The sequence below is a fragment of the Actinotalea soli genome, from assembly GCF_017565425.1.
In the GTDB taxonomy this organism is placed as follows: Bacteria; Actinomycetota; Actinomycetes; order Actinomycetales; family Cellulomonadaceae; genus Actinotalea; species Actinotalea soli.
In genome coordinates this window covers 235,987-259,385 of the sequence record NZ_JAGEMK010000004.1, presented here as the reverse complement: position 1 = coordinate 259,385, position 23,399 = coordinate 235,987, and the positions used below count along the sequence as shown (strand labels likewise).

Here is a 23,399-nt window from a genome sequence, read left to right as displayed (position 1 = left end):
GGACAGCATGCCCGATGCGCGTGTCGGCCTCGTTGCGGGGACCCCCGGCCTGGGGACGGTGCTGGGCCTGGTCCGGGCTGGCTGCCGCCTGCCTCCCCGCCTGCCGCTGTCTCCCGCCTGCCTCGGACTCCCGCCCGCCCGGTCCGGGCGAGCCCTTGCCTCAGCGCAGGGCGTCGCCCAGCTGGTCGAGGGCCCAGTCGAGGTCGTCCTGGGCGATGGTCAGCGGGGGAGCGAGGCGCAGGGTCTGCCCGTGGGTGTCCTTGGTGAGCACGCGGCGCTCGAGGAGCCGCTCGCTGAGCTGGCGTCCGGTGCCGTGCCGCGGGTCCAGGTCGATGCCGGCCCAGAGCCCCGCGCAGCGGGCCTCGACGAGCCGCCCGTCGGTGACCATGGCCCCGAGGCGCTCGGCGAGGTGGGCGCCGAGCTCGCGCGCCCGGGCCTGGTGCTCCCCGGTCTCGAGGAGCCCGACCACCGCGAGGGCGACCGCGCAGGCCAGCGGGTTCCCGCCGAAGGTCGACCCGTGGGTGCCCGCGGTCAGCACCCCCAGCACGTCCTGGCGCCCGACGACGGCCGAGACGGGCACCACGCCACCGCCCAGGGCCTTGCCGAGCACGACGACGTCGGGGGTCACGCCCACCAGCTCGCAGGCCAGGGTGGTGCCGGTGCGGCCAAGCCCGGACTGCACCTCGTCGGCGATGAGCAGGACGTCGGCCGCGTCGCAGGCGGCCCGGACGGCGGGCAGGTACCCGGCCTCGGGGATGATCACCCCGGCCTCGCCCTGGATGGGCTCGAGGAGGACCGCGACGGTGGTCTCGTCGATCGCCGCGGCGAGGGCCTCGGCGTCCCCGTAGGGCACCACGCGGAAGCCCGGGGTGAAGGGACCGAACCCGGCGCGGGCCTCCTCGTCGGTCGAGAAGGAGATGATCGTCGTCGTGCGGCCGTGGAAGTTGCCGTCGGCGACGATGATGGTGGCGCGGTCGGCCGGGACGCCCTTGACCTCGTGGCCCCACTTGCGCGCGGCCTTGATGGCGGTCTCGACGGCCTCGGCCCCGGTGTTCATGGGCAGCACGAGGTCGTCGTCGCGCAGCTCGAGCAGGGCGGCGAGGCGGGTCGCGAAGGGCTCGAGCAGGTCGTGCTCGAAGGCCCGTGACGTCAGGGTGATGCGGTCGAGCTGCGCGCGGGCGGCGTCGACCAGGGCGGGGTGGCGGTGGCCGAAGTTGAGGGCCGAGTACCCCGCGAGCAGGTCGAGGTACTCACGGCCCGCGGTGTCCCGCACCCACGAGTTCTCGCCACCGGCGAGGACCACCGGCAGGGGGTGGTAGTTGCGGGCGAGGTGGCTCGGGACGAGGGAGGTGGTCATCGGTGTGTTCACCGAGCCGTGCGGATCTCGAGGGTGCAGCACTTGGCCCCGCCGCCGCCCTTGAGCAGCTCGCTGGTGTCCACCGGGTGCGGCTCGAAGCCCCGCTCACGCAGCCGGGCCTGCAGGTCCACGGCCCCGGGGGCGACGACGACGCGGCGCCCGTCCGAGACGGCGTTGAGGCCGAGGGCCGCGGAGTCCGCGTCGGTGGCGAGGACGGCGTCGGGGAAGCGCTCGGCCAGGACCTGCTGCGCCGCGGGGGAGAAGGAGCCCGGGTGGTAGGCGATGAGCGGGGCGGCAGGGTCGCTGTCGAGGACGGCCAGCGCCGTGTCGAGGTGGTAGTACCGCGGGTCGACGAGCTCGAGGGTGACGACCTCCCGGCCGGTCAGCGCGGCGAGCTCGGCGTGCGCGGCGGGGTCGGTGCGGAAGCCCGTGCCGGCGAGCAGCAGGTCCCCGACCATGAGGATGTCGCCCTCGCCCTCGTTGGTCTGGGCGGCGGTGTGGGTGACGAAGCCCGCGTCGGCGAACCACTTCTGGTAGGCCGGGCCCTCGGCGGCGCGCTCGGGGTACCGGAACCGCGCCGAGTACACCAGGCCGTCGACGACGGTCGCGCCGTTGGCCGCGTAGACCATGTCGGGCAGGCCGGGGATCGGGTCGATGAGCTCGACGGTGTGGCCCCAGTCGAGGTACGTGCGGTAGAGGGTCTCCCACTGGGCGAGGGCCAGGCCGCGGTCGGTCTCGCGGGTGACGTCCATCCACGGGTTGATCTCGTACGAGACCTCGAAGTGCTCGGGGCGGCACATCAGGTAGCGGCGGGGGGTGGCGGTACGGCTCATGGTGGCCTCCGGGACGGGTCGACGGGGTGCGCGACGGTGCGACGGCGGCCGGGTGGCGGCTCGCTTCCGAGGCTAGGTGCGGGCGGTGGGCCGCGGGTACATCAGGAGGCTGCGTGTCGGGGTGCGGATCGTTGCGTCAGAGCCCCCGACGGCGACGGATCGTTGCGTGGCGTGCTCAGTGGTGCTCGTCCCGTGCGGCGACCTCGCGGGCGACCTGCCGCAGCACGTACCAGCCCATGCCTCCGAGCACGGGCCGCAGGGGCGCCGTCGTCAGGGCGCGGGGCAGGCCGCGCAGGTGGACGCGTTCGACCCATGCGACCTCGCAGAGCCCGGGCCCGAGGGGACGCACATGGACCTCGGCCGTCCCCAGCAGCACAGGACCGAGCTTGCGGTACACCGCCACGCCCGTGCGTCCCGGGCCGGCGGGCTCGGTCACGGGCGGCTCGAGGCGCTCCACGCGCATCCGGTCGGCGAGCCCGGGCCCGCCGTGCAGCGCGCCCGGCCCGGTCACCCCGACGAACACGTCGCCGACCCCGAGCGCCGCGGGCCCGTCGATCCTGGTCATCGGCACCCACCGCTCGTGGTGGTGGACGTCGGTGACCAGGTCCCACGCCTCCTCGGCACGCAGCGGCAGCACCCGCCGGGCCACGGCGGCGCGGGGTTCGCCGCAGGCTCCGCCGAGCGGTGCGCCGTGAGGCTCGACGTCGGGGGAGCGAGGCGTCCGCGGCCCGGCCGCCCGGGCGGCGTCGTCGGGTGCGTCGGGTGCGTCGGAAGGCTTCGTCATCCCTGCTCCTGGCTCGACGGGTCGCGCGGTAGCGTGCCGGGGTGAGGACCGCATTCGGCGCCACCTTCGACCACCCCGAGGGCTACCTCAACACTGCCACGTACGGCCTGCCGCCGCGCTTCGTCACCGAGGCGCTCGCGGAGGTCATGGGCACGTGGGCCGCGGGGACGCTGCGGCCTGCCGAGCTGGACGCGAGCGTGGCGGCTGCCCGTCAGGCCTTCGCGGACCTGGTCGGGGCCCCGGTCGGGTCGGTCGCGATGGCGGGCAGCGTCTCGACCCTCGTCGGGCTGGTCGCGGCCGCGGTGCCCGACGGCGCGCGCGTGGCGACCCTGCCCGGGGAGTTCACCAGCGTGACCTTCCCCTTCGCGGCGCAGCAGACCCGCGGGGTGTCCCTGACCGAGCTCCCGCCTGCCGCGCTGGTCGAGCGGGCGGGGGAGTTCGACGTCGTCGCGGTGAGCCTGGTGCAGTCGGCCGACGGCGCGGTGCTCGACGCCCCGGCCCTGCGCCGCGCGGTCGAGGGGGCTGCGGCTGATCGTGCGGCCCTGGGCCGGGCCCGCACCGTCGTCCTGCTCGACGTGACCCAGGCCCTCGGGTGGGCCGACGTCGACCTCGGCTGGGCCGACGTCGTCGTCGGGGGCAGCTACAAGTGGTTGCTCGCCCCGCGCGGGGCGGCGTGGATGGCGGTGCGCCCCGAGCTCGAGGAGCGGCTCGTCCCGCACGCGGCGAACTGGTACGCGGGCCAGGACCCGTGGCAGACGGTCTACGGGCTGCCGCTGCGGCTCGCGAGGGGCGCGCGCCGGCTCGACGCCTCGCCCGCGTGGTTCACGGTGCTCGGGGCCGGGTTGTCGATGCCGTGGATCGCGGGGCTCGACCGGGCGGCGGTGCAGGCGCACACGGTCGGTCTGGCCGCACGGGTGCGGGAGCACCTCGGGCTCGCGCCGGTGCCGTCGCCGATCGTGGCGATCCCCGCGCCCGACGCCGCAGCTCGCCTCGAGGAGGCCGGGATCGCGGCGAGCGTGCGGGCCGGGGCGGCGCGGGTCGGTTTCCACCTGTACAGCACCGAGGAGGACCTCGACCGGCTGCTCACGGCGTTGGGGTGAGGGCTGCGCGCGTGCCGGCGTCATGACGAGTCCGCGTCGACCAGCCCGTGCGGGCGGGAGCGGGTAGCGTCGCAGGCATGGAAACACGTGTGCTGGGGCGGACCGCGCGCCCCGTGAGTGTCATCGGTCTCGGGTGCTGGCAGCTGGGCGCGGACTGGGGTGACGTCGCGGAGGAGCAGGCCTCGGCCATCCTCGACGCCGCGGTCGACGCGGGGGTCACCTTCCTCGACACGGCGGACGTCTACGGTGACGGCCGCAGCGAGAAGCTCGTCGGCGAGCTGCTGCGCCGTCGGCCCGACGCGGGGCTCACGGTGGCCACCAAGATGGGGCGCCGCGCGAACCCGCACGTGCCCGAGGCCTTCACCCCCGACGCCTTCCGCGCCTGGAACGACCGCTCGCGCGAGAACCTGGGGGTCGACACCCTCGACCTGGTCCAGCTGCACTGCCCGCCCACCCCCGTGTACTCGAGTGACGCGGTGTACGACGCGCTCGACGCGATGGTCGCCGAGGGCCGGATCGCCGCGTACGGCGTCTCGGTCGAGACGGTCGACGAGGCGCTGACGGCGATCGCCCGGCCCAACGTCGCGAGCGTGCAGATCATCCTCAACGCCTTCCGCCGCAAGCCTCTCGAGGAGGTGCTGCCTGCGGCCGCCGAGGCCGGGGTAGGCATCATCGCGCGGGTGCCGCTGGCCAGCGGGCTGCTCACGGGCAAGTTCGGTGCGTCGACCACCTTCGCCGAGAACGACCACCGCACCTTCAACCGGCAGGGTGAGGCCTTCGACGTCGGGGAGACCTTCGCCGGTGTGCCCTACGACGTCGGTGTCGCTGCGGCTCAGGAGGTCGCCGCCCTCACCCCCGAGGGCGCGACGACGGCGCAGCTCGCCCTGCGCTGGATCGTCGACCAGCCGGGCGTCACGACGGTGATCCCGGGGGCGAGCCGTCCCGACCAGGCCCGCGCCAACGCCGCCGCCGCGGACCTCGCCCCGCTCACCGAGGAGCAGCAGGCCGCGCTCCAGCGCATCTACGACGAGCGCATCCGGGAGCACGTGCACGGTCGCTGGTGAGAGCCACGCCGCGCTGGCGGCAGCGCTGAGGCGCTGACGTCAGCGCGGCAAGGTCCCGGCTGATCGACCCGTGGGTCAGCGCGGCAGGGCTCTAGCGGGTCGACCCGCGGGTCAGCGCGGCGAGATCCACTGCGGGTCGTCGTCGGGGTGTGGCCCGGCGCCGATCTGCTGCCCACCCGGGGCGTGCGCGCCTCCCGGCGCGTGCACCGCGTCGACCGCGATCTGCCGGAGGTCGCCCTCGGGGCTGCCGGTCCCGGCGTCGGGCGAGGTGCGGGCGTTGACCTCGATGGTCCGCGCGAAGGCCACGGGTGGCGGCCCGAAGGCCCGGTGAGCCCCGGTCACCACCGTCCGCCCGAGCGCCCGAGCCCCGGTCGCGCCGATCACCGCGCCGATGCCGAAGGGCGCGAGCCTCCCGAAGGCGAGGGCGCCCTGCTTGCCGGCCTGCTGCCGGAGGATCCGTCGGGTGAGGGCGGTGTTGACGCGCTTGATCGTCGAGGTCGGCATGTTGACCAGGAGGGTGCGTGCCCAGGCCTTGGTGCTGAGCCCGGTCTCCGCGCCGATGGTCTTGGAGCCCTGGTCGCCGAGGACCGTGGCGAGGAGGAGGGCGCGTCGTCGTGCGGTGTCCTCGACGGCGACCCCGTGCACGTCGGCGACCGCGAGGGAGAACGCGGCCGAGGCGGCGAAGAAGGTCGCGATCTCGCTGCTGGTGAGGGCGATGCCGACGCTCGTGCCGACCGCGGGGGTCGCGGCCGCTGCGCCGACGGCCCCACCTGAGGTGGTCACGGTGAGCAGGTACTGCTTCTCGAGGAGCCGCACCACCTCCGCCGGGGTCGCACGGGGGTTCCGCCGCCGGATGCGATCGACGTGCGCATGGATCACCGCCGAGGGGATCGAGACGGCCTTGTCGAAGGCGGCATCGAGGAACGGGAAGCCGGTGACCGGCGGGACCTCGGTCGCGCGGCCCCGGCTCGAGCGGCCCGAGCCGTGAGGGCCGAGCTCCGGGTGGTGCGCCACGGTGGTGCCGGGGCGTGCAGCTGTGGATCCCCCGCCGCGGCGGATCAGCCCGCGGCGGCGCGAGCGAGGGCTCTCTGCGGGCGCGGGCGCGGGCCCGGGAGCGTGGGTCGGAGGAGAGCTGTAGGGCGGAGTCGAGCCCTGGGTCGGAGGAGAGCTGTGGGGCGGAGTCGAGCCCTGGGTAGGCGGCGAGGGCTGGGACGGGTGGGTCGGGTCGGCCTGCCTCTGGGGAGCGGCCTGGCCGGGTGCGGTGGCTTGCCCGGACGTGGCCGGGGGCGAGTCGGCTGGGCCGGACCTACGGCGACGCAGAGGCATCTGCCGATCGTCGCACGCCACCGTGGGGCGGGCGCGCGCTGACCCGCCTGGGACCTCGTCGCGTGTCAGTGCCCTCCACTAGAGTCGAACACATGTTCGACACGGGGGCTTGGGAGCGGCGATCACCCACGGGTGGATCCGCGGTTGGAGCGAGCGCTCCTCGCCCTGGGCAGGAGCGCAGGCGCCCTGATCCCGCACCGGGGATCGACGACGAGGTGCGGAGCCTGTCCGGCGGCGCGCGTCCCGCCGAGGCCCTCGCCGCGGTCCTTCCTGGCCCAGTCCTCGCCGCACTTCTCGACCAGCGTGGTCATCTGCCTGCGTCAGGAGACCGTGCTGACGCGGTATCCAGCCACCCGGCCGACGCGCCGGCTGCGGAGACCGAGGACGACGACGCGTTGCTCGTCGACGAGGTCGCCGCGTGGCAACGGCTGGTGGCCTGGGCATCGGCCGGGGCCGCACGTGCGGCCGCCCGGCTCGCGGACCGGCCGTCGATGAACCCCGTGTGGCCGGACTCCGCAGGCACGGTCAGCGAGCTCAACGTCGCGGGGGAGGAGCTCGCGATGCGGCTCGGGTGCTCCCGGCTGGCCGCCCGCGCGCTGGTGCGGGACGGTCGCGCCTTCGACGGAGCCCTCGCCCCCACCGGTGCGGCCCTCGAGCGCGGTGAGATCGACCTGTCGCGCGCCAGGGTGCTCGTCCGAGCTCTCGACGAGGCGCCGGTACCCCTCGCCCTCGACGTCCAGGACGCGGTGCTCCCGCGTGCCCGACGCCGGACGTGCACCCAGCTCGCGCGTGACGTCGAGCGTGCGCTCATCTCCCTCGACCCTGAGGGCGCGCACCGGCGTCACCTCGCCGCGGCCCGGGGTCGGCGCCTCGACCGGCCACGGGCCCTCCCGCACGGGATGGCCTCGGTCACTGCAGTCCTGCCCGCGCAGGACGCCGTACGCCTCGACGCCGGCATCGATCACCTGGCCCGCTCGGCCCGCGCCGCTGGCGACCCGCGCACCCTCGACCAGCTCCGAGCCGACGTCCTCGTGGAACTCACCGTGGGAGAGCTGAGCGACGAGGCAGATGCACGAGACCTGACCGTCGCGGTCGCCGTCGCCGGTGACCTTGGCGAAGGGTGCGGTGCGGCACGGGTTGTCTCTGCAAGAGGCCGGGCAGCGGGAGACGAGTCGGCCAAGACCCCCGTCGCCGGGGGCCGATCGCGACGCCCCTCTCGGCCCCGGGCCCAGATCCGCGTGACGGTCCCGTTCTCGAGCCTCCTCGGGACCGGCGGCGAGCCGGCCGAGCTCGCTGGCTACGGGCCCATCACCGCGGAGGTCGCCCAGGCGCTCGCCCGGGGAGGGACCTGGCGACGCATCGTCACCGATCCCGTGACCGACGCCGTGCTCGACGTCGGACGCACCCGATACCGACCACCCGCCGACCTCGCGGAGCACGTGCGTGCGCGCGACGGTGCCTGCGTGCGGCCAGGGTGCAGCACCCCGGCGGACAGCTGCGACCTCGACCACACCGTCGAGTTCGGACGCGACGGCGGCACCACGTCGCACGACAACCTGGCACCGCTGTGCCCCCGTGACCACGCGATCAAGACCGACGGCGGCTTCCGGCTCAGCCAGATCACACCAGGCGTCTTCGAGTGGCTCACGCCAGCCGGGCTGCGGTACCGCGTCGAGCCAGGCAGGGAGGACGCCGAGCTCACGGCCGCGCTCCCACCGCCCCCGTTCTAGCTCGCCGATCGTCCGGTTACGCCGAGCGTCGTGCTACGCCGATCGTCGTGCTACGACGATCGTCGTGCTACGCCGATCGTCCGGCTACGCCGATCCCTCGTGCCGGTAGACGACGAGTGCGACGTCGTCCTCGGACCCGGACGGGACCAGCGCGCGCAGCAAGCCGTCGGCGATCGCGTCGACCGACTCCTCACCGGCGAGGGGACGCACCGCCTCCGCGAGACGCTCGATCCCCTCGCTGAGCATCTCGCGGCGGCGCTCGACCAGACCATCGGTGTAGAGCACGACCAGGTCACCGTCCTGCAGCTCGACGACGGCCTCGCGCCGCTCGTCCCCCGTCACCGCCAACGGGGTGCTCCCCGCCTCGCGCAGCCACCGCGCCTGGCCGTCGCGCAGCAGCAGCGGGGGCACGTGCCCGGCCCGGGAGAAGGTCAACGTCCCTGCCTGCTGGTCGATCAACCCGCAGAACACCGTCGCGCACTCGGCCCCCGGCAGGCGCCGCGCGAAGTGGTCGAGCCCTGTCACCGCGGCCTCGGGGCTGTTGCCCTCCAGGAGCAAGGTGCGGCTCGCCGTCCGGAGCTGACCCATGACCACCGCCGCCCCGAGCCCATGGCCCACGCAGTCCCCGACGACGAGGGCGCGGCACCCTGCGGACACCTCGACGACGTCGTACCAGTCCCCGCCCACCGCGAGGTTGCCCGTGGCGGGCTGATAGCGGGTGGCGAGCCCGGCGACGGCCTCCCCTCGGGGCAGGATCGACTGCTGCAGCGCGTCGCTCACCGCACGGAGGTCGCCCACCTCACGGACGTACCGCAGGGTGGTGCTCAGGGCGGTCCCGACGGTCGAGGCCAGCAGGTCGAAGAACGCCCGGTACCCCGCGTCGAAGACCCGTCGGGCGCTCGCCTCGAGCACCAGCACCCCCGCGGTCTGCTCGCCCACCGTGATGAGAGGCACCACGACGGTGTGGTCCACCTCCGCGGGCCGGCCCGACGCCGCGACGTCCCGCACCAAGGCCATGCTGGCGGCAGCGACGTCGTCGGCCGGGCGGGTCGAGGCCAGCAGGTACGTCTGCCCCGGTCCGGTGGTCAGGTAGAGGTCCATGGCCGCGACGTCGGCCCGCCCGACGCGCAGCACGTCGGCAGTGGCCCGCCCGATGCCCGCGAGGTCCCCGGCGTGGTGCTGCAACGTCTCGGAGAGGTCAGCGAGCAGACGCATACGTCGGCGTTCCAGGACGTACTCCGTGGTCTCGGTCGCGATGTCCAGCACGCCGCGCACCGCGCCGTCGTCGTCCCACAGAGGGCTGTAGGAGTAGGTGAAGTACGCCTCCTCGACGTAGCCGTTGCGCTCCATCAGCAGCAGCTGGTTCTCGTGCCAGGTCGGGCGGCCCGTGTCGAACACGTGCTGGAAGGACGGCTCGAGCGTGGGCCAGATCTCCGGCCAGATGTCACGCACGCGTGCACCCATCGCCTGGGGGTGCTTGTCCCGGCCGAGGATCTCGCGGTACGCGTCGTTGTAGATCTTGATCAGATCAGTGCCCCACGTCACCAGCACGGGGAAGCGGGTGCTGAAGCAGATCTCGACGGCCACGCGCAGCGAGGTGGGCCAGGTGTCCGGGTGGCCGATGGGGGTCGCCGCCCAGTCGATCGACCTGGCCAGGGCACCGGTGGGGGTGTCGCCCGTCGCGCGGGTCAGCCAGGTGTCGCTCACCGGGAGAGCGTAGCCAGCGGTCGGGGTTGCGCACCCGATACGTGGCGCGTGCTCGGCGTGGCGGCCACCGGCGAGCGGGCCGGTGGGCCTCCGTCCGCACCTGCTCACTCGTGCTGAGCCCGCTCGCAGCCCCGTGCCCCGGTCCCGTGCCCCGGCCCCGAGGTGCGCGTCCTGCGTGGGCTCCTTACCGTCAGGGACAGTCGAGCGAGGAGGACGCGTGGAGCAGCTGGCCCCAGCGAGCCTCCGCCGGCGCGGGCTGGCCGAGGCCGAGGCCCTGTCCCAGCGGCTCGACGTCCCCATGGGTGCCCTCGGGCTGATCTTCCTCTTCGTGGTGCTCGGGCAGAACCTGGCCGAGGGACCACCGCTCGCCGACGTGCTCGCCGTCCTCGGGTGGGTGCTGTGGGGGGCCTTCGTCGCGGAGTTCGCCCTGCGCGCCTACGTCGCGAAGGACCAGGGCAGGTTCTGGCGACGGAACTGGTGGCAGGTGCTGTTCCTCGCCCTGCCCTTCCTGCGGGTGTTCCGGGCGCTGCAGATCGCCCGGTCCTTGCGCATCGCGCGGGTGGCGCGCGTGGGTGGGGTGCTGTCGAGCGCGGTGCGCGGGTCGCGTTCGGCGGGGCGGCTGCTCACCGGACGGGTCGGGTGGTTGGCGACCGTCACCGGCGTCGTCGTCCTGGCGAGCAGCCAGCTGCTCTACGTCCTGGAGGCCTTCGACTCCTACGCCCAGGCCCTGCACGGCGCGGCCCTCGCAACCATCACGGGCCAGCCCCTGAGGTCCCCCGACGGCGCGGCCCGGGTGCTCGAGGTGGTGCTCAGCGTGTACTCGGTCGCCGTGTTCGCGACCCTCGCGGGGGCGCTCGGCGCGTACTTCCTCGAACGACCGCGGGAGAGGGACGGCGCGGCCGCGGAGGAGGAAGCGAGCTCAGCCGGCAGCGGCCTCGCGGAAGGCCGCGGCTGAGCTCGGCGAGCTGTCGACCCGCCAGTCCGTCTCCTTGTTCTCGTCGAACCAGATCAGGCCCACGACGTCGGGCTGCGCAGCCAGGTAGGCGAACAGCTCGGTGATCCACGCGGCCTTGTCCCCACCGAGCTCGGTCGAGGCGGTCTCGGCGACGAGGATCGGCTTGCCCGGGGCCAGGGCCCGCACCTCGTCGAGGGTCGGGGCGAAGATCTCGGACCCGGTGTACCAGGAGCTCCACGACTGCGAGGTGCCCCAGTTGTACCCGTCCACCCCGACGACGTCGACGAACGCGTCACCCGGGTACAGGTCGGCCAGCGGCGTCGCCCCCGGGTACACGACGTTCGGGGACCACACCCACGTCACGTTCGTCGCGCCCTGCTCGGCGAACAGCCCGTGCACGTGCTTCCAGGCTGCGACGTAGTCGGCGGCGTCGTTCCCGTTGACCCGGGCGGCCCACGGGTACCAGTCGCCGTTCATCTCGTGCGCGAAGCGCAGCTGCACCGGGCCGCCGTCGGCCGCGAGGGTGCGCGCGAACTCCCTGATGTACGTGTCGTGGTCCCCGGCGACCACACGGTCCATCGCGTACTCGGGCTGCACGGGGCCGCGGGTGTAGTTCCACGGCTCCCAGGTGATGACGGGGACGGCCCCCGCGGCGCGCACGGCCGCGAGCTTGGCGGGGTCCGCGGGCTCGCCGAAGCCCGTGTACCAGAGCAGGTACGACGGCGTGGCGCCCCACCCGGCGGTGCGGCTCGCCAGGGCGGAGGTGTCGAGGGGGCCCCAGGGGATGGTCGTGCCGATCGGCACGGTGCGACGCTCGGCCTCGGCGGGGGGCTCGGGGGTCGGCTCGGTGACGGGCGCGGGGGCCGGGGGCGGGGTCGACGGCGCGGGGCTGGGGCTCGGCTCGACCACGGGGTCCGGCGCGACGGTCGGCGCCGGGGAGGGGGCGGGCTCGACGGTCGGCGCAGGGGCCGGCTTGCCGCGACCCTTGACCGCGCCGCGAGGCTCCTCGACGGTGTTCTTCGCAGCGCCCGGCGGTGCTGCGACGGCGTGCGGGGCGGCGACCGCGCAGGTGAGCCCCAGGCACAGGGCGCCGACCGGGGCGAGGGCAAGGGCACGCAAGGTCCGGGGGCGTCTCATGTCCTGTCTATCGGCATGATCACGACTCGACTGACGCTCATGACCCGAAAGTGTGACAGGGCGTTAGGCCGCCCTCCTAGCCGTGCCCGTGCTGGTCCCGCGCCGTTCGTGCGCCCAGCAGCGCCGCCGTCGTGAAGAGGGTGGTCGCGCCGAGCACGGCGAGCAGCGGGACGGTCCAGGTGCCGGCGGCCGAGTGCAGGGCCCCGGCGAGCACGGGACCGCCCGCGGCGACGAGGTACCCGCCGGCCTGGATGCGCGCTGACATGCCGGCGGCTTCGCGGTCGCTGCGGGTCACGCGCACCACGATCGAGAAGATGACGACGAACCCGGCGCCCTGAGCGATCCCGCCCAGCAGGGTCCACGCGGTGTAGCCGCCGGGGGCGAGGAGCAGGCCGAGGGGCAGCGAGCACCACAGGGCCCCGACGACGGCCGCCGGCACCCACCACCGGCAGCGGTTCGCCAGCACGGGGACCCCGAGGGCCCCGATCACCGCGGCGATCTGGAACAGGGAGGCCACCGCCCCCGAGGCCGCGAGGTCCAGCCCGCGCTCCTCGTTGAGCAGGGTGGGCAGCCACGCCGAGGTGACGCTGTACCCGAAGGCCTGCCCCGCGAAGGCCACGGTCAGCAGGATCGCGATGCGCCGCAGGGCGGGGGAGGGGGCGGGCAGGTCGGCGGGGGGCAGCAGGCCCTCGGCCGCGACCCGACGTCGGTGCTGCCGCAGCAGCGCAGCCCACAGGGCGGCACCAGCCACGGTGATCAGCCCCCACGACGTCAGCGCCCACTGCCACCCGATCACCGCCGCGAGCGGGGCGGTGCCCAGCGAGGTGAACATCGAGCCGACGTTGAGGGCCGCGGTGTAGATGCCCGTCACGGTCCCGCGCCGGGCCGGCTCCACGTCGCGGCGGATGACCACGGGCAGCACCACGTTGCCCAGGGCGATCGAGATGCCGATCACGACCGTCCCGCCCAGCAGTGCCCAGGACGGCCCGACCGACCGCAGCAGCGTCCCCGCGAGCACCCCGAGCAGGCAGAGCAGGACGGCGACCTCGGGCCCGGCGCGGCGGATCACCCGGGTGGCCAGCGGGATGCCCAGGGCGAAGCACAGCACCGGGATGGTGGTCAGCAGCCCCGCGGCCGCCGTCGAGAAGCCCGTGTCCTGGGAGATCTCCCCGATGACCGGGGCCGGCGCGACCATCGGGCCACGCAGGGACAACGCCGCGAGCACGACGCCGCCGACCACCCACCACGGGAGGCGCGCGTCGCGTGCTGGGCGCGACGCGGAGGGCATCGAGTCATCCTACGAGCCTGGTCGGGCGGCCATAGGCTCGGACCATGAGCTCCCACCCCCTCCGCATCGCGGTGCAGATCCAGCCCCAGCACGCCGAGTACGCCCAGATCCGCGACGCGGTGAAGCGCGCGGAGGAGATCGGCGTCGACGTCGCCTTCAACTGGGACCACTTCTACCCGCTGTACGGCGACCCCGACGGCAAGCACTTCGAGTGCTGGACGATGCTCGGCGCGTGGGCCGAGCAGACCAGCCGCATCGAGATCGGTGCCCTGGTCACCTGCAACTCGTACCGCAACCCGGACCTGCTGGCCGACATGGCACGGACCGTGGACCACATGAGCGGTGGGCGGCTGATCCTCGGCATCGGCGCCGGGTGGTTCGAGAAGGACTACGACCAGTTCGGCTACGAGTTCGGCACCGCCGGCAAGCGCATCGCCGACCTCGCCGAGGCCATGCCGCGCATCCGCGCCCGCCTCGCCGCGGGCAACCCCGCCCCCACCCGCGAGATCCCGATCATGATCGGCGGCGGGGGCGAGAAGAAGACCCTGCGCGTCGTCGCCGAGCACGCGGACATCTGGCACGGCTTCGGCGACGCCGAGACCATCACCCGCAAGAGCGGCATCCTCGACGAGCACGGCACCGCCGTCGGGCGCGACGCCACGCAGATCGAGCGCTCGGCCGGGGTCTCCGAGGCCCCTGAGGAGGTCGCCGACGCGATGGTCGCCGCAGGGGTCACCCTCTTCACGGTGAGCACCTCCGGTCCGGACTTCGACATGTCGCTCGTGGAGAAGTGGGTCCAGTGGCGGGACGCGCAGGGCTGAGGGTCTGACGGCGGACGAGGGCTGACGGAGGGGGGACACCGTGGTGGATGAGGCAGGCCGGCCCTGGCACCTGTGGCTGGTCGGCCTCCTCGCACTGGCGCTCTACGTCATGGGCGCACGGGACTACCTGCTCAGCGCAGCCCTCGACGCCGATTACTTCGCCGCGCAGGGGTACGACGACGCCGGGGTCGCCTACTTCACGGACTACCCCGCGACCCCGCGGATCCTGTGGACCCTGAACGTGGTGGGTGGTCTGCTGGCGCCGGTGCTGCTGATGCTCCGGTCCCGGTGGGCCACGCCGACCGCTGCGGTCGCGGCCGGCGCCCAGGTGGCGGGTGCTGCGCTGAGCAGCCGTCCCTACCGGCGCCTCGTGCCGAGCACGGCGAAGGCTGTGACCGCGAGGGCCACCGTCAGGGCAGCCAGCGACCAGAGGAGCACGCCGGCGACGGTCGTCCCGGGGACGTCGGCCCCGACGGGGGCCCCTGCGGCCTCGTCGGCCAGGTACCCCGACCACACGAGCGTGCCCAGCGTCGCGACCGCCGCGGTACCAGCCAGCGCGAGAAGCAGACGGAGGGCCCGGTCGCGTGGCTTGCTGTTGTCGCTCATGGGACCGTCGGCGCGGTGAGGATCTCCGCCCCGTCCTCGGTGATGGCGATGGTGTGCTCGCTGTGGGCGGTGCGGCAGCCGGTGGCGCTGCGCAGGGTCCAGCCGTCGGGGTCGGTGACGAGCTCGGCGGTGTCGGCCATGACCCACGGCTCGAGGGCCAGGAGCAGGCCGGGGCGGAGCTTGTAGCCGCGGCCGGGACGGCCGGTGTTCGTGATGTGCGGGTCCTGGTGCATGGTCGACCCGACGCCGTGACCGCCGAACTCGACGTTGATCAGGTACCCCGCCTCGCTGAGCACCGTGCCGATGGCGTGGGAGAGGTCGCCGATGCGCGCCCCGGGCCGCGCGGCGGCGATCCCGGCCTGCAGGGCGCGCTCGGTCGCGTCGATCATCGCGAGGTCCTCGGGGGACCGGGCCTCGCCGACGACGAAGGTGATCGCGGAGTCCGCGACCTTCCCGCCCAGGGACACGGCGAGGTCGAGGGTCAGGAGGTCGCCGTCGGCCAGCCGGTAGTCGTGGGGCAGGCCGTGCAGGACGGCGTCGTTGACCGAGGTGCAGATGTAGTGGCCGAAGGGCCCGCTGCCGAAGGACGGTGCGTAGTCCACGTAGCAGGACGTCCCCCCGGCCTCGAGGATCATGGCCTTGGTCCAGCGGTCGACGTCCAGCAGGTTGGTGCCGACCGTGACGCGGTCGCGGAGGGTGTGCAGGATCGTGCCGACCAGGGCACCCGCCTCCCGCGCTCGGGGCAGCTGGGCGGGGTTCAGGATCTCGATCATGCGGTGGCGTCTCCTCGGCTGTCCAACAACTATCCCGGGAATGCTATCCCGGTATTAGTATCGACCCATGGTCAGGCTGCCGCTCACCCCCGCCGAGCTCGAACGCGGACGACGCCTCGGTGCCCTGCTGCGCCGCGCGCGTGGTGAGCGGCCGATGCTCGACACCGCCCTCGACGCGGGCCTCTCGCCCGAGACCCTCCGCAAGATCGAGACCGGCCGGGTCGCGACCCCGGCCTTCACGACCGTCGCCGCGATCGCGGGGGTGCTGGGGCTGTCCCTCGACGCGGTGTGGGCCGAGATCCACCGGCCCGACGGCGTGGCTGGGTCGGGCGAGGTGCGCGACGCCGAGGACTCGCGTCGGCTGGCTTCGTAGCCCACGCCAGCCCTGCGTGGAGTGGGGCCCCGCCAGCCCGGGCCAGACCGCCGTCGAGCTACGGCGCCGTCGCGGTCGGTTCGCTCTCGGCGATGCGCAGCGCTGCCACCAGCTCGGCATACAGCTCGTCCCCGGCGAGCAGCTCGGCGTGGGTGCCCCGTGCGCGGACCTGACCGCCCTCCAGGACGACGATCTGGTCGGCGTCCACCACGGTCGAGAGGCGGTGGGCGATGGTCAGCACGGCGCCCTCGCGGGCGGTGCGGTGGATGACCTCCTGGACGGCGACCTCGGTGAGCCCGTCGAGCTGGGCGGTGGCCTCGTCGAGGAGCAGCACCGCGGGGCGCTGGACGACGGCGCGGGCCAGGGCCACCCGCTGACGCTCGCCCCCGGAGAGGTCGGTGGCGTTGACGTGCGTGTCGAGGCCCTCGGGCAGGGCGCGGACGGTGGCCTCGAGCCGCACGGCGCGCAGTGCCTCCCACACCTCCTCCTCGGTGGCCTCGGGGTAGCGGAACAGCAGGTTGTCCCGCACCGTGCCGGAGAGCAGCGGGGTCTCCTGCTCGACGTAGGCGAACCGTGACCGGACCGTCTCGATGCTCAGCTCGTCGTACGGCACCCCGTCCAGCCGCAGCACGCCGTCGTCGGGCTCGATGAAGCGCAGCAGCAGGGAGAGCACGCTGGTCTTGCCGGCGCCCGAGGGGCCGACGAGGGCGGTGTGCCCGCGGCGGGGCACAGCCAGGTCCACGCCGTCGACGGCGGGTCCGGTGGCCCCGGGGTAGGTGAGCCGCACGCCCTCGAGGGCGAGGACGGGCGGGGCGCCGTCGTCGGCACGGTGGGTGAGGGTCTCGGGGTGGGTGCGGCCCGAGTGGAGGTCCTCGATGTGGATGGACTCGGTCTCGCGGATGCGGGCGGCGGCCGCCACGCCGGACTGCAGCTGGGTGAAGGTCTGGGTGAGGGTGGTGATGGGGTCGACGATGTTGAAGGCGTAGAGCAGGAACGCCACCAGGGTCGAGACCTCGAGGGTCCCCTCGCCGACCCGCCAGGCCCCGACGCCGAGGATGACGATGATGGCGAGCTGGATGCCGCCGCCCGCGATGGTCCACGCCACGGCGGTGACCCGGACGGCGCGGATGGCGTGCCGGGCGGACTCGTGGGCCTGGCGCGAGACCTGCCCGGCCTGACGCTCCTCGGCCCCGCTGGCCTTGACGGTGCGCAGCGCTCGCAGGGCACCCTCGAGGGTCGAGCCCACGTGGCCGAGGGACTCCTGGGCCTGACGCTGGGCCTTGCCGATCTGGGGCAGCAGGGCCCCCATGAGGACCCCGACGACGACGATCGCCGCCAGCGTGCTCAGCAGCAGCGGCACGTCGAGCACCGCCATGAGGACCACGGTGCCCACCAGGGAGACCAGCCCGTTGACCAGCTGCACGATGCTCGAGGAGGCTGCCTCGCGGAGCAGCACGGTGTCCGAGGTGACGCGGGTGACGAGCTCGCCCGGGGTGCGCTGCTGGACGTCGCCCAGGCGCCCGCGCAGCATGCGCTGGACGAGGGACTGCCGGGCGTCCAGCACGATGTGCTCGGCCAGCCGCCCCAGCACGATCCACTGGATGAGTCCCGTGATGGACCCGAGGATCAGCAGGCCGACCAGCAGCATGGCCGGGCCCGCCAGGGAGACGCCGGTGCCCAGGGTGTCGAGCACGTACTTGGTGGCCAGGGGCATCGCGAGGGCGGTCGCGGTGGTGCCCAGGCCCAGCACGGTGCCGAAGACGACGGTGCGCAGGTGCGGGCGGACGAACCCCCACAGCACCGCGATGTTCTGCCAGCGCAGCGGGACGGGGGGCGGGGCGTCGGGATCGGTCGGGGAGGGGGGAGCCTCGGCGGCGTCGGTGGCCATGGATCGAGTGGAACACTCATGTTCCACAAAAGTCAACGGCTATTCCGCCGCGGGCGAACGCTGTACCGTTGGACCGTGGCAACAGCGAGCGTGACGACCCCGGAGGGTGAGGGGGAGGTCGAGCGCGGGGCCAAGGCCCGGACGCGCCGGGCGATCCTCGAGGCGGCCGCGACGGTGCTCGCCGCGGACGGCTCCGCGTCCCTCACCGCCGTGGCCGACGCCGCCGGGGTGGGCCGGACCACCCTGCACCGCTACTTCCCCGAACGCGTGGACCTGGTGCGGGCCCTCGCCCAGCACACCGTGGCCGAGACCGATCGCCGCTACCGCGAGGCCCGGCCCGACGACGGCGACCCGGTCGCGGCCCTGCGGCGCATCGCCGAGGCGCTGCTCGACCTGGGCCCGGTGCTCATGTACCTGTACTCCGAGCCGCTCATCGCCCAGGACGCCGCGTGCCAGGCCGTGCTCGAGGGCGGCGAGGACCCCCTGGACCGCCTGCTCGACCGCGCCGCGCCCGCCCTGCGCCCGGACCTGCCCGTCGCGTGGGTGCGCCGGGCGTTCTGGTCGCTGCTCTACACCGCCTGGGAGGCCGTGCGCGAGGACGAGATGGCCCGGCACGAGGTGCTCGAGGCGCTCATGGCGACCTTCACCGCCGGGGTGCTCGCGCCGCAGAGGGCTGCCCCCGGCTCACGGTGAGCCGCAGGCCCCGCCGGGCGCCGCCATCCAGCACCATGGACCCATGAGCACCCTCGAGCAGCTGACGGCGGACCTGACCACCTCGATGAAGGCGCGGGACGCGTTCCGCACCAACACCCTGCGCCAGATGATCGGCGCGGTCCGGGCGGCGGAGAAGTCCGGCAAGGTCGCGCGCGAGCTCACCGACGAGCAGGTCCAGGCCGTGCTGGCCGGTGAGGTGAAGAAGCGCCGCGAGAGCGCCGAGATCTACACCGGCGCCGGGGCCACCGACCGCGCCGAGAACGAGACCGCCGAGGCCGACCTCATCGAGACCTACCTCCCCCAGGCCCTGACCTCCGAGCAGCTCGACCAGGTGGTCGCCGAGGCCATCGCGGAGACGGGGGCCACGGGCATGAAGGACATGGGCGCGGTCATGAAGGCCGCGAACGCGCGGGCCGCTGCGGTCGGGCGCGTGGACGGCAAGGAGCTGTCGGGCCGGGTGCGGGGAGCGCTCGCGGGGGCGTAGCGCGGGCTCGCGTCAGCTGGGACGACGACGGGCGCGGGGGCCGCCCGGGGGGGGGGGGCGGGGGCCCCCGCGCCCGTCGTTCTGCGGTCTGGCCGTGCCGTGGTGAGGCGACGGTGGGGTCGGGTCAGGTCGTGGCTGGGCCCTCCTCCAGGTGTGCGCCCGTGCGGGTGCGCATGCGTCGGGCGATCATCGCGGCGACGCCGCCGAGGGCCAGCAGGAGCGCGGCGAGGCCGAGCATCGGGCTGGTCGTGGCACCGGTCTGGGCCAGGTCGTCCGTCGGGGTCGGGCCAGATGCGGCTGCGACGACCTCGATGGTGGTCCAGCCGATGAGGGTGCCGTCCGCGGCGTAGACCGCGATCCGGTGCTCACCGGTGGGGGCGTCGGCCGGGATGCGGACCGCGAGGTTGCCCTGGGCGTCGGCCTGGATCCAGTCCCCACCCAGCAGGACGGGGGTGGAGAACATCCAGGCGGCGTTCCACGTGCTGGCGTGCTCGGCGCCCAGCGCGATGGTCACGACCTGCCCCTGACGGGGGGACGTGGTGGACAGCTCGACCCCGCCGGCCGGGATGCCCTCGAGGTCGGCCGCGGTGCGGGACTCGGGGGCGGTGGTGGGCTTGGTGGTGCCGGGCTCGGACGGGTCAGCCGGGTCGGACGGGTCCGACGGCGTGCCGGGCTCGCTCGGGTCGCCGGGCTCGCCGGGGTCGCCGGGGTCGCCGGGCTCACCAGGCTCGCTGGGGTCGCCCGGCTCGGTCGGCTCGGGCTCCGGCTCACCTGGCTCGCCCGCCTGGATGGCGAGCAGCACCGGCGCGGACTCCACGTATGCCGTGCCGTCGTCGAAGGTGAGCCTGGCGAAGACCGAGGCGCCGTCGAGCTCCTCGATGGCCTCGAAGGTCAGGCTCGTGCCGTCGGTGTCCTCGACCAGGGCCGGGGTGTCGGTGCCGGGGCGCTGGACGTACCACTCCCAGCGGTCCAGGACCGAGGCCGGGGCGACGGTCGCCTTCAGGGTGACCTGGTCACCAGCGGTGTACCCGTTCTGCAGGCCGGTGATGCTGGCCTTCTGACGCGGCGGGGCGCCGTGGTCGTCGACGTAGATGGTGACGGTCTCGCTGGTGGCGAGCTCCTCGCCGTCGGCGGTGAGCAGGGTGGCGCGGACCTCGGTGCCGTCCAGGGCCTGCTCGGCGATCACCTGGTGGGTGGCCGCCTCGGCGCCGGGGATGGTGGACCAGGCGGACTGGTCAGGGCGCTTCCACTCCCACCGGTAGGTGTCGGAGTCGCTCGCGACCGGGTCGGCCGTCGCGCGCAGGGTGACGGTGCCGCCCTGGTGGTAGTGGCCGGAGAGGGAGTCCAGCAGGACGAGCTGCTCGTCCGCTCCCGCATCGGTGACGCGGACGGTCACGCTGGCGTAGGCGACGCTGGCCCCGGTCTCGGCGTCGGTCGCTGAGAGGGTGAGGGTGGTGCCGTCCATGCCGGAGGTCACCGGGAGGCTCAGCGAGGACGACGTCGCGCCGTCGATCGGCTCCCAGTCGGCCGTCCACGCGTAGTCGACGCCCGGGCGGGCGGGGAACAGGTCAGAGGTCAGCTCGATGGTCTCGCCCACGCGGTACACCGAGCGCGCGCCCGAGAGCTGCAGCTCGCGCTCGCTGACCTGCGTGACGATCGCAGGCGACTGGCCGAGCACGGTGCCGTCGGCATCGAGCACCTGCAGGGCCACCTCGTTCCAGCCGAGGAGGGAGACCTCGACGAGGAACGGGTTGTTTCCGGTCGGCTGGAACAGCTCGTAGATCTCCTCCCACGCCGTGCCGTAGGGCAGGCCGCGGCTGACCCAGCGGTAGGTCTGCCCCGCGGTGAGGGGGGTGTGCTCGGCGGCGATCCGCATGGGGTCGCCCACGTAGTAGGAGTCCTCGATGCCGGTGAGCGTCACGGGGGCGCCCGCCCCGACGTTGGGGCCGGTCACCGTGATGGTGGACCACGGCGACTCCTGCCGGGTGACGTTGCGCCCGTCGACCCGCTCGATCAGGGCCACCGCGACCTGGGCACCGTTGACCGCGGCGCTGGCGTCGCGGACGTACTCAGGCCCTTGGACCGCGACGTACTCGGTGGCGCCGGGGCCTTCACGGACCAACCACCGCAGGGACTGGCCGTCGGTGAGAGTCACGCCCGCGGCGCGCAGCGAGATGATCTCGCCGGCGGCGTAGGTGTCCTTGAGACCGGCGATGCCAAAGACGTCGCCGTCGGGCTCCTCGGTCACGGTGACGACCTGCGCGGCCGAGGTCGAGGGCTCGTAGTCGTTGAGGAGGGTGGGGGTGAAGCGCGCGGTGATGCTGCGTGCGCCCAGGGGCAGGGAGTCGACGTCGAGGGAGGCCTGGCCGCCGGTGACGGCCTCGTGGCCCAGGGTGGTGGTGCCGTCGAGGAACTCGACCCAGCCGGTCGCGTCGGCGGGGGAGACGGTCGCGCCGAGGGAGACGACGTCGCCCGGGACGGCGGTCTGGGCGCTCGCGGTGAGGGTGGTCTCGGTGGTGACCGCGGGGGGCATCTCGCCGACGACGAAGGTGTAGGTGTTCTCGGCCGCGAGGGGCGTGCCGCCGGTGGTGGTCGCGGTGGCGCGGACGTCGAGGGTGTAGCGGCCGGGGGCGGTGAAGGCCCAGTTGGCGTGCTTGTGGGTGCGGCCGACGGTGAAGGAGTTGATGCCCTCGTCGCTGGACCACATGCGGTCCACGCCGCCCAGGCCGCCGCCCGAGAACAGCTCCAGGTCCCCGGGGCCGTCGAGGTTGGTCAGGGTGAAGGTGGTGGCGTCGTCGACGATCGCGCCGGCGGGGACGGACTCGGTGGAGAACCCGGGCCACAGCTGGGAGTAGCCCGAGCCGGTGGAGGGGTTGGACTCCGGGGCGCCCCAGAACTGCGAGCCGACCGCGCCGATGAACTCATACCCGGCTGGGACGGTCTTGATCGAGGCGTCGTCCACGTGGAACAGGACGGCGGTGGGGTCCAAGCGGGTGCCGTTGCCCTCGGCGACGTCGGCCTTGGTGCCCAGCTCGAAGGTGTCGCCCTGCAGGAAGGTGGAGACGGCGTCGGTGTGGATGCGGGACAGGACGCGCAGCTCGGCGCTCTCCGGTGGTGGTCCTTCGGCTGCCACGGCAGCCAGCGGGGTGAACGACGCCGCCAGGAGTGCGAGCGCTCCCACCGCCGCTGTACCGACTCGGGTACGGGTGTGCATGGACGACCCTCTCTAGTTGTTGAGAACGGGAATCATTCTGCCAGAGAGGGAGCGGTGCTGCGGGCCACCACGTGGCTCGGCACACAGGGAGCTCACAGACGAACCACAGGGTCCACCGAGGCGCGTTCTGCAGAGTCAGGGAGACCCGACCCCACCACTCCCCGGAGGACTCCTGTGTCCCGCATCCCCGAACCCGAGCAGACCCTGCTCGGCCCCGCGTACGAGGGCCGCCTGCTCGACCGTGCCGACGAGGAGGTCGTCGATCAGGGCGCTCCCTTCGACATCCGCACCCTCGTGTCCCGCCGCGGCGTGCTGACCCTCGGGGTCTTCGGCGCCGGTGCCCTCGCCCTCGCCGCCTGCTCGGCCGGCACCTCCGGCAGCACCACCGCGACGGCCACGCCCACGGCCGGCGGCCTGCCCGCCGGCGAGATCCCGGACGAGACCGCTGGCCCCTACCCCGGCGACGGGTCCAACGGGCCGGACGTCCTCGAGCAGTCCGGCATCGTGCGCAGCGACATCCGCTCCAGCATCGACGGTGGTACTGCTGCCGAGGGTGTCCCGATGACCCTGAACCTGACGATCCTCGACATGGCGAACGGCGACGTCCCGTTCCAGGACGCCGCGGTCTACGTGTGGCACTGCGACGCGCTGGGCCGGTACTCGATGTACTCCGAGGGGGTCGAGGACGAGACCTGGCTGCGTGGCGTCCAGGTCTCCGACGCCGCGGGGCTCGTGAGCTTCACGTCGATCTTCCCCGCCTGCTACACGGGGCGCTGGCCCCACATCCACTTCGAGGTCTACCCGACCGTCGAGGACATCGACGACGCGAGCAACGCGATCGCCACCTCCCAGGTCGCCATCCCCGAGGACGTCTCCGCCGCTGTCTACGCGTTGGCGGGGTACAGCGGCTCGACCAGCAACCTCGCCCAGGTGAGCCTGGACAGCGACAACGTCTTCGGGGAGGACGGCGGTGCGCTCCAGCTCGCCACCGTCACCGGCGACGTCGACTCCGGCTACACCGTCTCCCTGACCGTCCGCGTCGACACCACGACGACGCCCCAGGCGGGTGCCGCCCCTGAGGGCGGTGGGGGCCAGGGCGGCGGTGAGCCCCCGAGTGGTGGCGCGCCCGGTGGTGGTGGCCCCGGTGGGGACGCGCCTGGTGGTGGGGACCGCGGGGGTGACGGCCCGGGTGGCGAGGCCCCCGACGACGCACCTGCGAGCTGACGACCGCCCCGACCTGACCCA

Annotated in this window: 20 protein-coding genes; 9 read left to right on the top strand and 11 right to left on the bottom strand. The window is 74.0% G+C overall.

Features of this window, described 5'->3' with window-relative positions:
* Positions 1-160: 160 nt before the first annotated feature.
* From rocD to J4G33_RS10255, 3 genes are all read right to left on the bottom strand, one after another.
* On the bottom strand, positions 161-1,357 hold the full coding sequence (rocD, locus tag J4G33_RS10265) for an ornithine--oxo-acid transaminase (RefSeq protein WP_208055866.1): 1,197 nt from the start codon (positions 1,355-1,357) through the stop codon (positions 161-163).
* 8 nt (positions 1,358-1,365) lie between these two features.
* Positions 1,366-2,190, bottom strand: a complete 825-nt coding sequence (gene ddaH / locus J4G33_RS10260) for a dimethylargininase (RefSeq protein ID WP_208055865.1) — start codon at positions 2,188-2,190, stop codon at positions 1,366-1,368.
* Positions 2,191-2,365: 175 nt separating this feature from the next.
* Positions 2,366-2,974, bottom strand: coding sequence for a hypothetical protein (locus J4G33_RS10255; RefSeq protein WP_208055864.1), 609 nt, complete (start codon positions 2,972-2,974; stop codon positions 2,366-2,368).
* 41 nt (positions 2,975-3,015) lie between these two features.
* On the opposite strand from J4G33_RS10255, the gene J4G33_RS10250 reads away from it, so the two are divergent.
* Both J4G33_RS10250 and J4G33_RS10245 read left to right on the top strand, forming a co-directional pair.
* Entirely contained in the window at positions 3,016-4,074 is a 1,059-nt protein-coding gene (locus J4G33_RS10250; protein WP_208055863.1) for an aminotransferase class V-fold PLP-dependent enzyme, read from the top strand.
* 77 nt (positions 4,075-4,151) lie between these two features.
* The gene (locus tag J4G33_RS10245) at positions 4,152-5,138 is read left to right on the top strand and encodes an aldo/keto reductase (RefSeq protein WP_208055862.1); all 987 of its coding nucleotides are present in this window, start codon (positions 4,152-4,154) and stop codon (positions 5,136-5,138) included.
* A 111-nt stretch (positions 5,139-5,249) separates the two neighbouring features.
* Here J4G33_RS10245 and J4G33_RS10240 read toward each other — a convergent pair whose 3' ends face one another.
* The gene (locus tag J4G33_RS10240; RefSeq protein ID WP_208055861.1) at positions 5,250-6,152 is read right to left on the bottom strand and encodes a hypothetical protein; all 903 of its coding nucleotides are present in this window, start codon (positions 6,150-6,152) and stop codon (positions 5,250-5,252) included.
* A gap of 527 nt (positions 6,153-6,679) precedes the next feature.
* Between J4G33_RS10240 and J4G33_RS10235 the strand changes: the two genes are divergently transcribed.
* Positions 6,680-8,194: an HNH endonuclease signature motif containing protein gene (locus J4G33_RS10235; RefSeq protein WP_208055860.1), complete on the top strand. Its 1,515-nt coding sequence runs from the start codon at positions 6,680-6,682 to the stop codon at positions 8,192-8,194.
* Positions 8,195-8,278: 84 nt separating this feature from the next.
* Here the strand turns inward: J4G33_RS10235 and J4G33_RS10230 are convergent, their stop codons facing one another.
* Positions 8,279-9,901, bottom strand: coding sequence for a PP2C family protein-serine/threonine phosphatase (locus tag J4G33_RS10230; RefSeq protein WP_208055859.1), 1,623 nt, complete (start codon positions 9,899-9,901; stop codon positions 8,279-8,281).
* Positions 9,902-10,118: 217 nt separating this feature from the next.
* Here J4G33_RS10230 and J4G33_RS10225 point away from each other — a divergent pair, with 217 nt between their 5' ends.
* Positions 10,119-10,856, top strand: a complete 738-nt coding sequence (locus J4G33_RS10225; protein WP_208055858.1) for a hypothetical protein — start codon at positions 10,119-10,121, stop codon at positions 10,854-10,856.
* Here the strand turns inward: J4G33_RS10225 and J4G33_RS17615 are convergent.
* Both J4G33_RS17615 and J4G33_RS10215 read right to left on the bottom strand, forming a co-directional pair.
* Complete coding sequence (locus J4G33_RS17615; RefSeq protein WP_305852923.1) at positions 10,821-11,993, bottom strand: glycoside hydrolase family 26 protein; 1,173 nt, start codon at positions 11,991-11,993, stop codon at positions 10,821-10,823. The two genes, J4G33_RS10225 and J4G33_RS17615, sit on opposite strands and share 36 nt — an antisense overlap.
* A gap of 76 nt (positions 11,994-12,069) precedes the next feature.
* Positions 12,070-13,281 (bottom strand): MFS transporter, encoded by a 1,212-nt coding sequence (locus J4G33_RS10215; RefSeq protein ID WP_208055857.1) that lies wholly within the window; start codon positions 13,279-13,281, stop codon positions 12,070-12,072.
* Between the two features lie 44 nt (positions 13,282-13,325).
* Between J4G33_RS10215 and J4G33_RS10210 the strand changes: the two genes are divergently transcribed.
* Positions 13,326-14,102, top strand: a complete 777-nt coding sequence (locus tag J4G33_RS10210; RefSeq protein ID WP_208055856.1) for an LLM class F420-dependent oxidoreductase — start codon at positions 13,326-13,328, stop codon at positions 14,100-14,102.
* A gap of 357 nt (positions 14,103-14,459) precedes the next feature.
* Here J4G33_RS10210 and J4G33_RS10205 read toward each other — a convergent pair whose 3' ends face one another.
* On the bottom strand, positions 14,460-14,708 hold the full coding sequence (locus J4G33_RS10205) for a hypothetical protein (RefSeq protein WP_208055855.1): 249 nt from the start codon (positions 14,706-14,708) through the stop codon (positions 14,460-14,462).
* Entirely contained in the window at positions 14,705-15,481 is a 777-nt protein-coding gene (gene map, locus J4G33_RS10200; RefSeq protein WP_208055854.1) for a type I methionyl aminopeptidase, read from the bottom strand. Before map ends, J4G33_RS10205 begins: the two co-directional genes overlap by 4 nt.
* Positions 15,482-15,548: 67 nt before the next feature.
* On the opposite strand from map, the gene J4G33_RS10195 reads away from it, so the two are divergent.
* Positions 15,549-15,854 (top strand): helix-turn-helix domain-containing protein, encoded by a 306-nt coding sequence (locus J4G33_RS10195; RefSeq protein WP_208055853.1) that lies wholly within the window; start codon positions 15,549-15,551, stop codon positions 15,852-15,854.
* Positions 15,855-15,912: 58 nt separating this feature from the next.
* Here J4G33_RS10195 and J4G33_RS10190 read toward each other — a convergent pair whose 3' ends face one another.
* On the bottom strand, positions 15,913-17,742 hold the full coding sequence (locus tag J4G33_RS10190) for an ABC transporter ATP-binding protein (RefSeq protein ID WP_208055852.1): 1,830 nt from the start codon (positions 17,740-17,742) through the stop codon (positions 15,913-15,915).
* 75 nt (positions 17,743-17,817) lie between these two features.
* Here J4G33_RS10190 and J4G33_RS10185 point away from each other — a divergent pair, with 75 nt between their 5' ends.
* Both J4G33_RS10185 and J4G33_RS10180 read left to right on the top strand, forming a co-directional pair.
* The gene (locus J4G33_RS10185; protein ID WP_208055851.1) at positions 17,818-18,435 is read left to right on the top strand and encodes a TetR/AcrR family transcriptional regulator; all 618 of its coding nucleotides are present in this window, start codon (positions 17,818-17,820) and stop codon (positions 18,433-18,435) included.
* Between the two features lie 43 nt (positions 18,436-18,478).
* Entirely contained in the window at positions 18,479-18,940 is a 462-nt protein-coding gene (locus J4G33_RS10180) for a GatB/YqeY domain-containing protein (RefSeq protein WP_208055850.1), read from the top strand.
* Between the two features lie 124 nt (positions 18,941-19,064).
* On the opposite strand, the gene J4G33_RS10175 is transcribed toward J4G33_RS10180, so the two are convergent.
* Complete coding sequence (locus J4G33_RS10175; RefSeq protein ID WP_208055849.1) at positions 19,065-22,154, bottom strand: choice-of-anchor M domain-containing protein; 3,090 nt, start codon at positions 22,152-22,154, stop codon at positions 19,065-19,067.
* 174 nt (positions 22,155-22,328) lie between these two features.
* Here J4G33_RS10175 and J4G33_RS10170 point away from each other — a divergent pair, with 174 nt between their 5' ends.
* Complete coding sequence (locus tag J4G33_RS10170) at positions 22,329-23,378, top strand: intradiol ring-cleavage dioxygenase (RefSeq protein ID WP_208055848.1); 1,050 nt, start codon at positions 22,329-22,331, stop codon at positions 23,376-23,378.
* The last annotated feature ends 21 nt before the right edge of the window (positions 23,379-23,399 follow it).

Excerpts from the sequence above, each read along its gene's own strand:
- rocD (WP_208055866.1), bottom strand. The coding sequence starts at position 1,357 with ATGACCACCTCCCTCGTCCCGAGCCACCTCGCCCGCAACTACCACCCC.
- ddaH (WP_208055865.1), bottom strand. The coding sequence starts at position 2,190 with ATGAGCCGTACCGCCACCCCCCGCCGCTACCTGATGTGCCGCCCCGAG.
- J4G33_RS10255 (WP_208055864.1), bottom strand. The coding sequence starts at position 2,974 with ATGACGAAGCCTTCCGACGCACCCGACGCACCCGACGACGCCGCCCGG.
- J4G33_RS10245 (WP_208055862.1), top strand. The coding sequence starts at position 4,152 with ATGGAAACACGTGTGCTGGGGCGGACCGCGCGCCCCGTGAGTGTCATC.
- J4G33_RS17615 (WP_305852923.1), bottom strand. The coding sequence starts at position 11,993 with ATGAGACGCCCCCGGACCTTGCGTGCCCTTGCCCTCGCCCCGGTCGGC.
- J4G33_RS10215 (WP_208055857.1), bottom strand. The coding sequence starts at position 13,281 with ATGCCCTCCGCGTCGCGCCCAGCACGCGACGCGCGCCTCCCGTGGTGG.
- J4G33_RS10210 (WP_208055856.1), top strand. The coding sequence starts at position 13,326 with ATGAGCTCCCACCCCCTCCGCATCGCGGTGCAGATCCAGCCCCAGCAC.
- J4G33_RS10205 (WP_208055855.1), bottom strand. The coding sequence starts at position 14,708 with ATGAGCGACAACAGCAAGCCACGCGACCGGGCCCTCCGTCTGCTTCTC.
- map (WP_208055854.1), bottom strand. The coding sequence starts at position 15,481 with ATGATCGAGATCCTGAACCCCGCCCAGCTGCCCCGAGCGCGGGAGGCG.
- J4G33_RS10195 (WP_208055853.1), top strand. The coding sequence starts at position 15,549 with ATGGTCAGGCTGCCGCTCACCCCCGCCGAGCTCGAACGCGGACGACGC.
- J4G33_RS10190 (WP_208055852.1), bottom strand. The coding sequence starts at position 17,742 with ATGGCCACCGACGCCGCCGAGGCTCCCCCCTCCCCGACCGATCCCGAC.
- J4G33_RS10180 (WP_208055850.1), top strand. The coding sequence starts at position 18,479 with ATGAGCACCCTCGAGCAGCTGACGGCGGACCTGACCACCTCGATGAAG.
- J4G33_RS10175 (WP_208055849.1), bottom strand. The coding sequence starts at position 22,154 with ATGCACACCCGTACCCGAGTCGGTACAGCGGCGGTGGGAGCGCTCGCA.